Source organism: Cryobacterium sp. TMB3-10 (assembly GCF_004402305.1).
GTDB lineage: Bacteria > Actinomycetota > Actinomycetes > Actinomycetales > Microbacteriaceae > Cryobacterium > Cryobacterium zongtaii.
In genome coordinates, this window is the sequence record NZ_SOGH01000032.1 from 36,448 (window position 1) to 49,368 (window position 12,921).

At 69.3% G+C, this 12,921-nt stretch carries 12 protein-coding genes and 2 tRNA genes; 7 read left to right on the top strand and 7 right to left on the bottom strand.

Annotated elements, in window-relative coordinates:
• Window positions 1-5 precede the first annotated feature (5 nt).
• From E3T22_RS18010 to E3T22_RS18020, 3 genes are all read left to right on the top strand, one after another.
• Window positions 6-90: transfer RNA gene (locus tag E3T22_RS18010), tRNA-Ser, on the top strand.
• A gap of 42 nt (window positions 91-132) precedes the next feature.
• Window positions 133-1,410: an LCP family protein gene (locus E3T22_RS18015; protein ID WP_241980016.1), complete on the top strand. Its 1,278-nt coding sequence runs from the start codon at window positions 133-135 to the stop codon at window positions 1,408-1,410.
• Window positions 1,411-1,502: 92 nt separating this feature from the next.
• Window positions 1,503-1,593: transfer RNA gene (locus E3T22_RS18020), tRNA-Ser, on the top strand.
• Between the two features lie 53 nt (window positions 1,594-1,646).
• On the opposite strand, the gene E3T22_RS18025 is transcribed toward E3T22_RS18020, so the two are convergent.
• Window positions 1,647-2,636: a DUF389 domain-containing protein gene (locus E3T22_RS18025; protein WP_134481268.1), complete on the bottom strand. Its 990-nt coding sequence runs from the start codon at window positions 2,634-2,636 to the stop codon at window positions 1,647-1,649.
• A 53-nt stretch (window positions 2,637-2,689) separates the two neighbouring features.
• Here E3T22_RS18025 and E3T22_RS18030 point away from each other — a divergent pair, with 53 nt between their 5' ends.
• Window positions 2,690-3,211, top strand: coding sequence for a metallophosphoesterase family protein (locus E3T22_RS18030; protein WP_088454918.1), 522 nt, complete (start codon window positions 2,690-2,692; stop codon window positions 3,209-3,211).
• Here the strand turns inward: E3T22_RS18030 and E3T22_RS18035 are convergent.
• From E3T22_RS18035 to E3T22_RS18045, 3 genes are all read right to left on the bottom strand, one after another.
• Window positions 3,198-4,964, bottom strand: coding sequence for a bifunctional diguanylate cyclase/phosphodiesterase (locus E3T22_RS18035; RefSeq protein WP_088454919.1), 1,767 nt, complete (start codon window positions 4,962-4,964; stop codon window positions 3,198-3,200). The two genes, E3T22_RS18030 and E3T22_RS18035, sit on opposite strands and share 14 nt — an antisense overlap.
• Before the next feature lie 87 nt (window positions 4,965-5,051).
• Window positions 5,052-5,549, bottom strand: a complete 498-nt coding sequence (locus E3T22_RS18040) for an FBP domain-containing protein (protein ID WP_088454920.1) — start codon at window positions 5,547-5,549, stop codon at window positions 5,052-5,054.
• Window positions 5,550-5,671: 122 nt separating this feature from the next.
• The gene (locus E3T22_RS18045) at window positions 5,672-6,526 is read right to left on the bottom strand and encodes an SDR family oxidoreductase (RefSeq protein WP_103478751.1); all 855 of its coding nucleotides are present in this window, start codon (window positions 6,524-6,526) and stop codon (window positions 5,672-5,674) included.
• Window positions 6,527-6,742: 216 nt separating this feature from the next.
• On the opposite strand from E3T22_RS18045, the gene E3T22_RS18050 reads away from it, so the two are divergent.
• Window positions 6,743-7,081 (top strand): helix-turn-helix domain-containing protein, encoded by a 339-nt coding sequence (locus tag E3T22_RS18050; protein ID WP_241983731.1) that lies wholly within the window; start codon window positions 6,743-6,745, stop codon window positions 7,079-7,081.
• 20 nt (window positions 7,082-7,101) lie between these two features.
• Here E3T22_RS18050 and E3T22_RS18055 read toward each other — a convergent pair whose 3' ends face one another.
• The 3 genes from E3T22_RS18055 to E3T22_RS18065 are packed head-to-tail and all read right to left on the bottom strand — an operon-like array spanning window position 7,102 to window position 10,709.
• Complete coding sequence (locus E3T22_RS18055; protein ID WP_134481270.1) at window positions 7,102-8,691, bottom strand: carboxylesterase/lipase family protein; 1,590 nt, start codon at window positions 8,689-8,691, stop codon at window positions 7,102-7,104.
• A gap of 57 nt (window positions 8,692-8,748) precedes the next feature.
• A complete protein-coding gene (locus E3T22_RS18060) occupies window positions 8,749-9,477 on the bottom strand; it encodes a flavodoxin family protein (RefSeq protein WP_088454924.1) in 729 nt (242 codons plus the stop codon).
• A 32-nt stretch (window positions 9,478-9,509) separates the two neighbouring features.
• Window positions 9,510-10,709 carry an MFS transporter gene (locus E3T22_RS18065; RefSeq protein WP_134481271.1) on the bottom strand — a complete coding sequence of 400 codons (1,200 nt, stop codon included), beginning with the start codon at window positions 10,707-10,709 and terminating at the stop codon, window positions 9,510-9,512.
• Between the two features lie 234 nt (window positions 10,710-10,943).
• On the opposite strand from E3T22_RS18065, the gene E3T22_RS18070 reads away from it, so the two are divergent.
• Window positions 10,944-11,531, top strand: coding sequence for a nucleoside deaminase (locus E3T22_RS18070; protein ID WP_088454926.1), 588 nt, complete (start codon window positions 10,944-10,946; stop codon window positions 11,529-11,531).
• 4 nt (window positions 11,532-11,535) lie between these two features.
• Entirely contained in the window at window positions 11,536-12,921 is a 1,386-nt protein-coding gene (locus tag E3T22_RS18075) for an MFS transporter (RefSeq protein WP_240632332.1), read from the top strand.

The following is a 12,921-nucleotide window of genomic DNA, read 5'->3' on the forward strand; positions in this document are numbered from 1 at the left end:
AATCGGGAGGGCTGTCCGAGCGGCCGATGGAGCCAGTCTTGAAAACTGGTGGGCAGAAATGTCTCGTGGGTTCGAATCCCACGCCCTCCGCGCCGCGAGGCGCTGCACCTGCATAACGACGAAAGGATCTGCGTGAGCGACCAATTGCGCCCCCGCTCGAAACGATCGAAGCAGACCAGCCCGATCGCCCGGCACGGCAGGCTCAAGCGGTCCAACGCATTCGCCAACATCGCCAAGGTGCTCGCCGCCGCCCTCGCCGTGGTCATGGTCAGCGGTGTCTCGGTCGCGGCCCTCGCCACCCTCAACGTGGCCACCAGCGTCAAGGAACCCATCCGCCTGGACAGCGAGACCGCGGGTCCGATCCCGCAGATCAGCTCCATCGACGGCGGGGCCAACCTGCTCCTCGTCGGCAGCGACAGCCGTGTCGGCCAGGGCGGCGGCTACGGCGATCCCGAAGAAGAGACCGCGGTCCTCAACGACGTCACCATGCTGCTGCACATCGCCGAAGACCACAGCAGTGCCACCGTGGTCAGCTTCCCCAGGGACACCTACGTGCCCATCCCGGAGTGCACCGGCCCCGACGGGGAAACCTACTCGGCCATGAGCAGCCAGAAGATCAATAGCACCCTCAGCTACGGCGGGCTCAACTGCACGGTGTCGACGGTCGAGGAACTCACCGGCCTGCCGATCCAGTACGCCGCCGTCGTGCAGTTCAACGGCGTGGCGGCCATGTCAGAGGCCGTCGGCGGGGTGCCCGTCTGTATCGCGGAGCCCATCGTCGACGAACACACCGACCTGGACCTCGCGGCCGGCGAGCACGAGCTCAAGGGCCTGGAGGCACTGCAGTTCCTGCGCACCCGTTACGGCGTCGGCGACGGCAGCGACCTCGGTCGTATCAGCAACCAGCAGGTTTTCCTGTCCTCGCTCGTGCGCACCCTCAAGAGCGCCGAGACGCTGAGCGACCCGATCAAGCTGTACTCGATCGCCAAGGCCGCCGTGGACAATATGGAGCTGTCGACCTCGCTGCAGAGCATGGACACGATGGTCTCCATCGCGATGGCGCTGAAGGACATTCCGCTGGAGAAGGTCGTGTTCGTGCAGTACCCGGTCTACAACGTCGACGGGGGCGTCGAACCCGACGAGTCCGCCGCCGACGATCTGATGGCGTCCATCCTCGCCGACGCCTCGCCGACCCTGGCACCCGGTGAAGCCGACTTCCGCTCCGTGGCAGACCCTGCCGCCGCCGCGACCGAAGCGCCCGTTGAGCCGGTTGACCCTGCCGTGCCCGCGCCGACCGATCCCGCCGCGACCGATCCGGCCACCACCGAAGAGGCGCTGCCGAGCAATGTTTACGGGCAGGACGCGTCCCAGTACACCTGCTCGGCCGGGCGCACTCTGGCCGACCAGTAGCACCGTCGGCACCCGCCCGTGGGGATGGTGTTCAAACTGACGTCGTGGTGCGGTTAGTATGGTGGATGTGTGTTTGCGCAAGCAGGCATCCGGGAGACGTCGCATAGCCCGGCTTAGTGCACCACCCTGCTAAGGTGGAGTGCCCTTCACAGGGCACCGAGGGTTCAAATCCCTCCGTCTCCGCTCTTTGAAAAGCCCGCCAGACCCCCGGTCAGGCGGGCTTTTCTGCGTTCCGCTCAGGGAACTGTCGAGAGCTTCACGATGGTGGCCGGGGTCAGATCGACGGTCACCCTCTCGGGATGGATCCCCGCCGCCGCGAGGGCGGCCTGCAGCGCGGCGGTGTCGGGCACCGGCGGTGCGCCCACCACCCGCAGGGTCACCTCGGCGCCTCGGGTGGAGACGCCGGTGACCGTCCAACCGACGCCTGCGGCCCACTTCTCGCCCACGGTCTGCACGGTACCCTCCACGTTGCTGCGGGCCGTGACCTCGACGCTGGTGAGAGTGAGGGGGATGCCGATCAGCAGCAGCATCACGGCGAGCACGGCCACCGGGCGCAGCAGGCCGGGCGCCCCGGTGTCGCCGGGTGCTTTCCGGCGAGTGAGCCGGCTCACCCCGTAGACCGACATCACCACGATGCCGGTGCCGAGGATGGCGACGACGTTGGTGACGAAGAGCAGCAGCGCCCCCAGGAGCTGGGGGACGGAGCCCGACTCGAGGACCAGGCCGGCCACGGTCAGCGGCGGGACCAGGGAAATGGCTATCGCGACGCCGGGCAGCGTATCGGAGATGTCCCGGCGCACCAGCGCCACCGAGCCGACGACGCCGGTGCCGAGGGCGGCCAGCAGATCGATCAGACGGGGATTCACCCTGGCCGAGACCTGGGCATTCGTGCTGGCGAGCACGTCGGTCTGCACGAGGAGGCCGACCGCGAAGCCGATCACCACGGCGGCGGCGGCGCCGCCCAGCACCAACACCAGGGAGCGGATGAGGTTCGTCCTGTCGCCGAGCACCGTCGCGAGCATCGTGCCGAGGATGGGCGTCATCAGCGGAGCGACGATCATCGCGCCGATCACCGTGGCGGTGGAATCGCCCACGATGCCCGCCGAGGCGATGATCGATGCGAGCACTAGCAGCATCCAGAATCTGGAGTACCGCGCGCTGGACGCCGGCCCGTCGAAGAAGACGGAGTCGCGCATGCTCTCGGTGGTGTTGAATCGGTCGGCCACGCTGCGAACCTAGCCCTCGTGCGAACCCGACGGTAGGCGGGGCAGAATGGGGCATGGCCACCAGACTTCTGCTGATCTCCGATACGCACGTTCCCCAGCGAGCCCGGCGGCTGCCCGAGCAGGTCTGGCGGGCTGTCGACGAGGCCGACCTCGTGCTGCACGCCGGGGACTGGGTCGACCTCAGCCTGTACGAGGAGCTGACCCGCCGGGCACCGGCGCTGTTGGGCGTGTTCGGCAACAACGACGGCGCCGACCTGCGCCGTGTGCTGCCGGAGATCGCCCGGGACACCATCGAGGGCGTCCGCTTTGCGATGATCCACGAAACCGGTGCCGCCACAGGGCGCCAGAAGCGCATGGACGAGGCCTTTCCGGACACCGATGTGCTCGTCTTCGGGCACAGCCACATCCCCTGGGACAGCGTGTCGCCCCGGGGTCTGCGGCTGCTGAACCCGGGGTCGCCGACTGACCGCCGGCGGCAACCGGCACACACCTACCTGACGGCTGTTGCCGACAACGGGCAGCTCACCGACGTCACCCTCGTGCCGGTTCTGCCGGACGAGGTCAGGCGCGGGTAACGGGCTGGACGAGGAACCTGGCCACGAACTCGTCGGCGGCCACGGGCCGCGAATACAGGTAGCCCTGCGCGAGCAGGCAACCGCGCTCCCGCAGCCACTCAGCTTGCGTCTCGGTTTCGACACCCTCGGCGATCACCTGCAGTCCGAGGGTCGCCGCCAGTTTTATCGTCAGTTCCGCGACGGGGGATTCCCGTTCGGTCTCGATCACGGCCACGAAGGACTGGTCGATCTTGATCACGTCGAGTTCGATCTCGGTGAGCCTGGACAGGCTGGAGTGGCCGGTGCCGAAATCGTCCATCGAAATGATCACTCCGGCGCCGCGCAGCACCCGGATGTTGTCGCGAACGGCCGCGGCATCGCTGCCGAAGTGGGTCTCGGTCACCTCGATGTGCACCAGGGCGGCCGGCAGACCCACATTGGCGCACTCGGTGAGAACAAACTCTCCGTAGCCGGCCGAGGTCAGTTCGCGCGCCGAGGCGTTGATCGCCACGCTCACCGGGTCGTCCTCCCCACGCAGCCGGCGCCAGCGTGCTGCCTCCGCGACCGACTCGCGGACGACCCACTCCCCGAGGACCACGATGGACCCGCTCGCCTCGCAGAGCGGGATGAACTCGGCGGGGGGCACCAGCCCCCTGGTGGGGTGTTGCCAACGCACCAGGGCCTCTGCGCCGATTGCGGCGCCGGTGGCCAGGTCGACCACGGCCTGGAAGCGCAGAAAGAACTCGCCGTTCCGCAGGCCGTCCAGCACGGCTGCCGGGGAGGCGTAGTAGCCGCCGTGGATGATCATCTTGCCGTGGCCTCCCACGCGCTGGGCCTCGAAGAGCGCCTTGCCGGCCCGGCCGAAGAGCTCGCTCTCGGACTCGCTGCCCTCCCTGGCTGAGATGCCGGCTGAGAACTTGGCCACCTGGACTTGCACCCGCACCATCAGGTCGCAGGCGTCGCCGGCGGTGAACCCGGGCAGCAGGATCGCAAACGCATCGCCCTCCACGCGGCCCATGGTCGCCGCACTCGGGAGAGCCTTGACCACATCGGCGACGAACTTCATGATGGCCAGGTCGCCGCCCTCCCGGCCACGTCGCCTGTTCACCAGGGCGAATTCGTTGATATCCAGTCGCACCAGGGAGAGCGGCTCGGTGGGAGCGGCGTCCCGCATGGCGGCGCTGAGCACCTGTTCGAATCCGGCGAAATTGTGGATGCCGGTGAGCTCATCTGTCTCCGCGAGGAGGGCGCTGCGGGCGAACCAGGTGAGCCCCAGGCCGGTCGCCAGCATGAGGAGCGACGACATGGCGACATCCGCCGGGTCGGCGCCAGGTTGCACCGCAAGCACGATGAGCGACAGGGGGATGAAGACCGCCGGATAAATCAGGGATTGCGCGGCGGGGAGCACCGCGAATGCGACCAACGCCAGCATGCTGGGGGTCCAGGCGAAGGTGAGGGTGACCGGCTCGGCGCCGGTGGCCGCCTGGCAGAGCAGGTCCATGACGCCTATCCAGCACAAGGCGAGATGGCGCAGCGGCACCCGCATCCTGGTGCGGAACCCGGCGGAGAGCGCTCCCGTGACGATGAGGACTGCTCCGACGCACAGGAGCACGAGCATCGGTTCATCGTTCTGCACCCACTTGTACCAGGCGTACAGGAGCAGGGGCAGGCCGAAGCCGGCCTGAGCCACGCCGAGCAGGAGGCCCGCCGACTCGTTGGCGTTGAAGAGCCCGGGGCGGTAGCCCGCGGCCAGACGTTGCGCAGAGCGCGCCATTCACCCACCCCCTGCCCCACAGTTGTCGGCGTCATCGCCGGGTTGTGTACAATCTACCCCGCCGCCCCCCGAAGACGTGACACGCGACTACTCCGCCGGTTTGAGGACCTCGTTCGTGAACCCCTCGAGACGGGCCAGCAACCCGGCACCCCTGGAGGTGATCATCTCGGCGGGGTTGGGTTGCATTTGCGACGGTGGCGGCAGGATGCGGATGAGCGTGGAGCAGGCCAGGTCGGAGCAGATGTAGGTTCCGACGGTGTTGCCGTCCCGACCGGCCTGGCCGGCCTTGGGCACGCTGAACAGGCTCACCTGGTGCGCCGGCTGCTGCGTGCGGCACAGCGAACAGAACGCAGACATCGACCGACCGGGCCCCCGCGCCGCGGCCCGCAGCATCATGCCCAATGGAGCATCGCCCCGCCAGAACACAATGTAGCCGCGGTGTGCGGCCTGCGGGTCACGCCAACCCAGGTACTCACGTTCGTCCCAGATGGTTTCGTGCAGCCCGGGGAGCGGCATCCGGGCGATCTCGTCGGTGGTGGCGTTCACGATGGAATCCCGGATCTCGGTAGCAGAAAGCGGTTTCATGATCTCCCTCCGATAATCCGTACAGCGTAGTCGAGGCCTCCGGCGGGCTCAATGGTTCCGCCCCCGGCGCAGGGTGCGCCGGGGACGGAGGCTCAGAGCGGCGGCAACACCGCCGCAGGGGGTTACGCGACCGCGCGCAGACCGTCCAGCAACGGAGTGGTGGGGTGGCCGATCAGGGTGGCCAGGTCGCTCGACCCGCCGGCCAGCAGGCCGTCGCGGGTGTTGCCGTCCAGGGCCACCACAAAGCCGACGGTGCCGCCGTCCAGGCCGGCGCCGGTGAGGATGGCCGTGTGCTCCTCTGGGGAGACCGGGGTGAAGACGACAGGGCGGCCGACGACCTCGGTGAGGGCGGCAGCCATGTCGGTGCCGGTCCAGGCGATGTCTCCGGCGAGCTCATAGACGGCGTTCTCGTGGCCGGGGGTGGTGAGCACCACGGCTGCGGCTTCGGCGTAGTCGCTGCGCGAGGCGCTGGCCACCCGGCCCGCACCGGTGCTGGTGAGGTAGACGCCCGTCTCCCGGGCCTGCTGCACGGCGGCCGCGTAGTTCTCGGTGTACCAACCGTTGCGGAGGATCGTGAACGGAACGCCGGATGCCAGCAGGGCCTCCTCGGTGGCCTTGTGCTCGGGGGCGAGGATCAGGGCCGAGGTGTCGGCCTTCGGGGCGCTCGTGTACACGATGCGGCCCACTCCGGCGGCGACCGCGGCGGTGATGGCGTTGCTGTGCTGCGCGACACGCTGCCCCACCTCGCTGCCGGAGACGAGCATCAACACGTCGGCGCCGGTGAACGCGGCGGCCAGGCTGGCCGGCTCGGCGTAGTCGATGACCGCCGTGGCCACGCCCATCCCGGCCAGGTCGGCCAGACGCGCTGTGTTCCGGCCGACGGCGGTGATCTCGGCCGGGGTGACGCCGCGGTTGATGAGGTGCTCGACGATGAGGTGCCCGAGCTGGCCGGTGGCTCCGGTGACGACGATAGACATTGGATGTTCCCTTCGCGACCCGCAAGATGCGTGCCTTCTGGTCGGTGCAACCCGCCGGCCCGCCCAATACTTCCCAACCGCAGGTACCCACCTTTAGGTAAGCTGGTTTCTATGACCGCTGCACTGTCCACCCCGGCCGCCCCGTCCACCGCCGACGCAGTCGTGCGGGAGCGCCTTGCCCAGCTGGTCGGCGATCCGGCACCGGCCGGGGCCGGGATGCCGGCGGCGAACGTTTTCGCGGCCGGCTGCGCCAGCCGGGTGGTGCTGGACCACGTCGCCAGCAAGTGGGGCGTGCTTGTGATCGTGGCGCTCACCGAGACCAGCCTGCGCTGGGGCGAACTGCGCCGCGGTATCGAGGGCATCAGCGAGAAGATGCTCGCGCAGACCCTGCGCACCCTCGAGGCCGACGGTCTCGTGCACCGCGACGCGCAGCCCACCATCCCGCCCCGGGTGGACTACAGCCTCACCGACCGTGGCCACGAGCTCGCCGCTCATCTCCTGCCGCTGGTGCGCTGGGTGGGCGTGAACGCCGGCGACATCGTGGGCGGTCGCTGAGCCGGCGGGGTCGGCGGCGGCTACAGGTTGGGCAGGAACTGCAGCCAGGCCATCCGGCGCTCGCCGCGGGGGTCGGATTCCACCCGGTCCTCCTCGTCGAAAATGAGGGTCAGGCGATCGCCCTCGGTGTAGACCGGCCAGCCCGGCCCGGTGAGGCCGGTGGCCGCAAAATGCAGCCAGTGCTCGCGCATCCGGTCGCCGGTGCGCAGAAAACTCGCCCGGCCGCCCAGGGCCGTGAGTTTGCGCAGCTGACTGTCGGTGGCCGACGTGGAGAGGGCGAGCAGTTCGAGTCCGTGCGTGGCGTCGAAGCCGAGGAGGCGTAACAGCCGGGGAGCCAGGTCGAAGCGGTAGAGGTAAACCGGTGCCGACCGGGAGTGCAGCTCGGCAACCTGCACGCTGGGAAACCAGAACGCATAGTCGCCGCTGAAGTCCACTTCGGCGCGCAGGGCAGGCAGGGCGGAATACACCGCCCGCATGTCCTGATGGGAGCCGGGCGGGGCCTCGTCGAAGAGCGACTGGATGCGCTGGATCGACCGCGGCAAGATGTCGATCCGGCCGCGGAACATCGAGCCCTCCCTGTCGTTGGTGCCGATGATCAGCGGCACCGGATGAGCGTGCCCCTGGCGGAAAGCGTCGAGGGGGCGTTCGGGCAAAAAGCTCCCGTCGACGACGGGGGCCATGCAGAAGGTGCCCGGGTCGACATCCGGGGTGCGTCGTTGCAGCACGAGGGCGGCACGGACCAGGGCGGGCCACGTGGCGGTGTCCAGCAATTCGGCGGCGGGCCGCCGGCCGCCGGCCAGCTCCGGCGCGCGGCCCTGCCGCAGCACCTCGATGAACTCGGAGGCCCAGCGGCCGGCCAACGCGGGGGAGTACGCCGCGTTCGACGGCGGGCTCTGGGCGATCGCCCTGGCGAACAGTCCACGGGCTGCGGGCGTCGCGAGCAGCGTCACCACGGCATTGCCGCCGGCAGACTCGCCGATCACGGTGACGTTGTGCGGGTCGCCGCCGAACGACCGGATGTTGTCCCGCACCCATTCCAGGGCGGCCACCTGGTCCCGCAGCCCGAGATTGCTCTCAAAGGGACGGTTGGGGGTGCTGAACCGACTGAAGTCGAGGTAGCCGAGGGCGCCCAGCCGGTAGTTGAGGGCGACGTAGACGGTGCGGCCGCTCCGCACGATGGTCTGGCTGCGTTCCGTGAAGTCTTGTGAGGAACCGGAGGCGTAGCCGCCGCCGTGGATGAAGACCATCACCGGCAGATCGGCCTCGTCCGGCCGGTCGGCGGGCCGCTGCACGTTCAGGCTGAGACAGTCCTCGCCCATGCGGGTGTGGCGGCTGACGCCCTTGAACTGGGTGCCCCGGTCTTGCGGGGCGACGGGGCCGTAGCTGCCGGCGTCGCGGACGCCCGCCCACGGGATCACCCGCTGGGGTGCGCGGAACCGCAGCGGCCCGACCGGCGGGGCCGCGTAGGGGATTCCGCGCCAGGTCTGCACCCCCGCGACGGGGAGGCTGCCCCGAACCAGGCCGCCGGCGACGAGAACCTCCAGGGGCCAGGGCCGGAATGCGGACGGTGACTGGTGCGCCGGGGCGTTGTCCGGCAGAGGGCGGAGCATCGTGTGTCCCTCCTGCCCCGGTTCGCGTGCTCGGGGCCTGTCGTGCCCTAGCGGTACTTACGAATTCGGTTCGAACCCGAAGCGTTCGCCGGCGTCCCACTCCTGTCGCAGGTTGCCGTAAGCGGGGATGCCGCGGTTGGCCTTGAGAATCGCGGCCAGGTGCATCAGGTTCCAGGTCATGAACGTGGTGTTGCGGTTGGTGAACTCGTTGTCAGGGCCGCCGGAGCCCGCATCCAGGTAGCTCGGCCCTGGACCGATCTCGCCGATCCAGCCGGCATCCGCTGCGGGCGGGATCGTGTAGCCGATGTGCTGCAGGCTGTACAGGATGTTGGACGAGCAGTGCTTCACGCCGTCCTCGTTGCCGGTGATGATGGCGCCACCCACCTTGCCGTAGTAGATGTACTGGCCCTTGTCGTTGTACTCGGACGACATCGCGTAAAGCCGTTCGATGACCCGTTTGGTGACCGAGCTGTTGTCGCCGAGCCAGATGGGCCCGCCGAGCACGAGGATGTCGGCGGCCGCGACCTTGTCGAACAGGGCCGGCCAGGCATCCGTCGCCCAGCCGTGCTCGGTCATGTCGGGGTAGACGCCGGTGGCGATGTCGTGATCGATGGCGCGGATGACCTCGACGTGCACACCCTGCTCGCGCATGAGGTGTGCGCTGAGGGAAATGATGCCCTGGGTGTTGCTGATCTCCGGGCTGCGCTTGAGGGTGCAGTTGATGAACAGGGCGCGCAGGCCCTGATATTCGAACGAGGCCTGCGTGTTTCTGAGCGTGTGCACCATGGGGGCAGTCAAGCACCTGGCCCGCGCATCGTCTAGCCCGGTCTCTGCGCGGAAGTGCGGGCCGGGCGCGGCGCGAACCGCCGGGCCAGGAACAGCACCGGGATGAGCAGCGCCATCGGCAGCAGGAACGCCTGGGCGAGCCCGGTGGAGTCGGAGAGGAGACCCACCAGCACGGCGCCGAGCACCGCCCCGGCGTAGTTGAACAGGTTGACCCTGGCGATCACCTCGTCGCTGCGGGCCTCGTGCAGCTCGCCCGCCGCGCTGAATGCCAGCGGCACCAGGGCACCGACCCCGAAACCGGCCAGGGCGAAGCCGGCCACGGCGGCCCAGGTGACGGGCACCGTCGCCACGACCAGGCAGCCGAGGATCGCCAGCACCGTGGTGCAGGCGGCCAACACGACCCGGCCGAACCGGCGCACCAGCACGTCGGCGCCGATGCGGGTGACCAGGATGGCGGCCTGGTAGGCGGCGTAGCCGAGCGGAGCGATCGCGGCGCCGGTGAGAAGCACATCGTGCAGGTACACCGTGCTCCAAGTGCTCACGGCGGAGTCCACCACGAAGGCGGCCAGCACCACGGTGCCGAACAACACGATGCCGCGGCGAGGCAGCTTGCCGTGCGGGGCCGCATTCGGGGCCGGTGGAAGCTTGGTACGCCGCGGGTCGAAGCCGCGCAGACCCACGACGGCGACGGCGAGGGCGACGACGGCGCCCGCAACCAGGGCGATGCCGGCGTTGGCCGCGGTGCCGGCAACGGCCGACATCAGCAGGGCGCCGGCGATGGCGGCGCCGGTGTACCAGGCGAAGAATCCGGCCATCACGGAGACGCCGATGCGCTGCTGCACCAGCACGCCCTGCATGGCGCCGGCGGCATCGACGATGCCCAGGCCCGCGCCGTAGATCGCGAACGCGGCGATAAACGCGGGCAGCCCCACCGGGGAGGCGATCAGCGGCAGGGCCACGGCCTCGAGGAGCAGTCCCACCACCAGGGCCACCCTGCTGCCCCAGCGCACCGCGAGTCGATCGGCCAGCAGCGAACCGCCGGCCGCTGTGAGGCAGACCAGCAGAACGATGAGCGACACCACGGTGTCGTCGATGCCGTACCGGGTCTTCAGGTTGGGCAGCGAGGTGACGACCACCGCGTAGCCGAAGCCCTGCGCGGCGTAGCTGGCGCTCACCGCCACCCGGGAACGACGGATGCCGACCACGGGGCGGATGGTGGTCGGTGCGCTCATGCGGTCGGCTCCAGATCGTCGGTGGTCGGGCCGCACGAGGACAATGGCGCATCGGTGCACAGGGCGGTGCCCGGAGGTTATCAGGGTGCAGCCGTGTTCGGCGGTTGCAGTGGAGATGTCGGTGGAAACAACGCCGAGAGCGGGGCTCGGCGGCATAACCTGCCGGAAACATCCGCCTCGTACGCTGTGGGGTCTCGGCTTCGCGCGGTGCGGCGCCTCTGACGGAAGGTCCCTATGGAAACCACATTCACCCTGGCACTGCCGTCATGGTTGACCGAGCTCATGCCCGGACTCCCGCAGACGCTGCCGACCCTGGACGAGCGGATGGCCCTGGTGAATTCGCTCGCCGCACGGAACTACCGGGAGGGCAACGGCGGACCGTTTGCCGCCATCGTCGTCGATGCCGGTACGGGCGAGCTCGTGTCGGTCGGGGTGAACGTGGTGCTGTCCACCGGCGTGGCCGGAGCTCATGCCGAGGTTATGGCCCTCGGGCTGGCGCAACGTGCGACAGGCTCTTGGGACCTTGGCGCCGATCCGGCCCGTCCCCTGGAACTCGTGGTCAACTGGCGCCCCTGCGTGATGTGTTACGGCGCAACGATGTGGTCGGGGGTGCGCCGACTGGTCGTGGCCGGCTCCGGCGCCGAGCTGGAAACTCTGACCGGCTTCGATGAGGGCCCGATGCGTGAGGACTGGGCGGAGCAATTCGAGGCCCGTGGCATCACCGTGGTGCAGGACATCGGCCGCGACGAGGCGCTACGGGTGTTCCGGGAGTACGGCGCGGCGGATGTGCTGGTGTACAACGCGCGCGGTGGTGTTGACTGATCGGGTGACCTCCAGCCAACGGCGCATTCTGATTGTGGCCATCCTGTCGTCATTCGTGGCGTTCCTGGACGGCTCGATCATCAACGTCGCTCTGCCGGCCATCTCCAGGGAACTCGGCGGCGGCCTGCCGCTGCAGCAGTGGGTGGTCGACGGTTACCTGCTCAGCCTGGGCGCGCTGATCCTGGTGGCCGGGTCGCTCTCCGATACCTTCGGCCGGGTGCGGGTGCTGCGCGCGGGCCTGATCTGGTTCGGGATCACCTCCCTGGCCTGCGGATTGGCGCCCACCGGAGTCCTCCTCGTCATCGCCCGACTGCTTCAGGGGGTGGCGGCGGCGCTGCTGGTTCCCAGTTCGCTGGCCCTGATCACCTCCACCTTCCGCGGTGTCGCGCAGGGCAAGGCCATCGGCGCCTGGACCGGCTGGACCGGGGTCGCCGGCATCGCCGGCCCGTTGCTCGGCGGCATCCTGGTGGATGCGGTGAGTTGGCGGCTGGTCTTCTTCATCAACGTCATTCCGATCGCCGTCACGATGTTCCTGCTACGCCGCGTTCAGGAACCGACCCGGCCTGCCGTAGGCGCCCGCGTCGACGTGCTCGGCGCCTGCCTGGCCGTGGTGGGGCTGGGCGGGCCGGTCTTCGCCCTGATCGAAAAGGGCCGGTTCGGCTGGGGCAGCCCCGTCGTCTACCTCCCGATGGCCATCGGCCTGATCGCGTTCGCAGCCTTCCTCTGGTGGGAGGCGCGGGCCCCGCAGCCGATGATGCCGCTGGGCCTCTTCAGGGTGCGCAACTTCGCCGTGGGCAACATCGCCACCGTCGGGATCTACGCCGCGCTCAACCTGGGCTTCTTCCTCTTCGCCCTCTACCTCCAGGAGGTCGGCGGTTTCTCCGCCACCCTCGCGGGGCTCGCCGGCATCCCGGCCACCGTGATGATGCTGCTCTTCGCCACCCTCTTCGGCACCTTGGCCGGTAAACACGGGCCGCGGCTGTTCATGACGATCGGCCCGTTCGTGGCCGGTGCCGGCTTCCTGCTGGTGACCACGGCGGTACCGCCGGTCAACTTCGCCCTGCAGGTGCTGCCGGGAATTGTGCTGGTGGGACTCGGCCTGGCGATCACGGTGGCGCCGCTCACCTCGGCCGTGCTCGGCTCCATCCACTCCGGCCAGGCGGGCATCGGTTCGGCGATCAACAACGCCGTGGCCCGCGTCGCCGGCCTCGTCGCGATCGCCCTGACCGGCACCATCGTCGGGTCTGCGCTGGATGTCGCCGGCTTCCAGCGCGCGATGATGCTGGTGGCCGCGTTGATGTTCGCGGGCGGCATCGTTTCCTGGCTGGGTATCCGCACGGCCGTGCCCACAACGGATGCGCCGGTCGCGGCTGTCGGGGAGCCCGGGTAG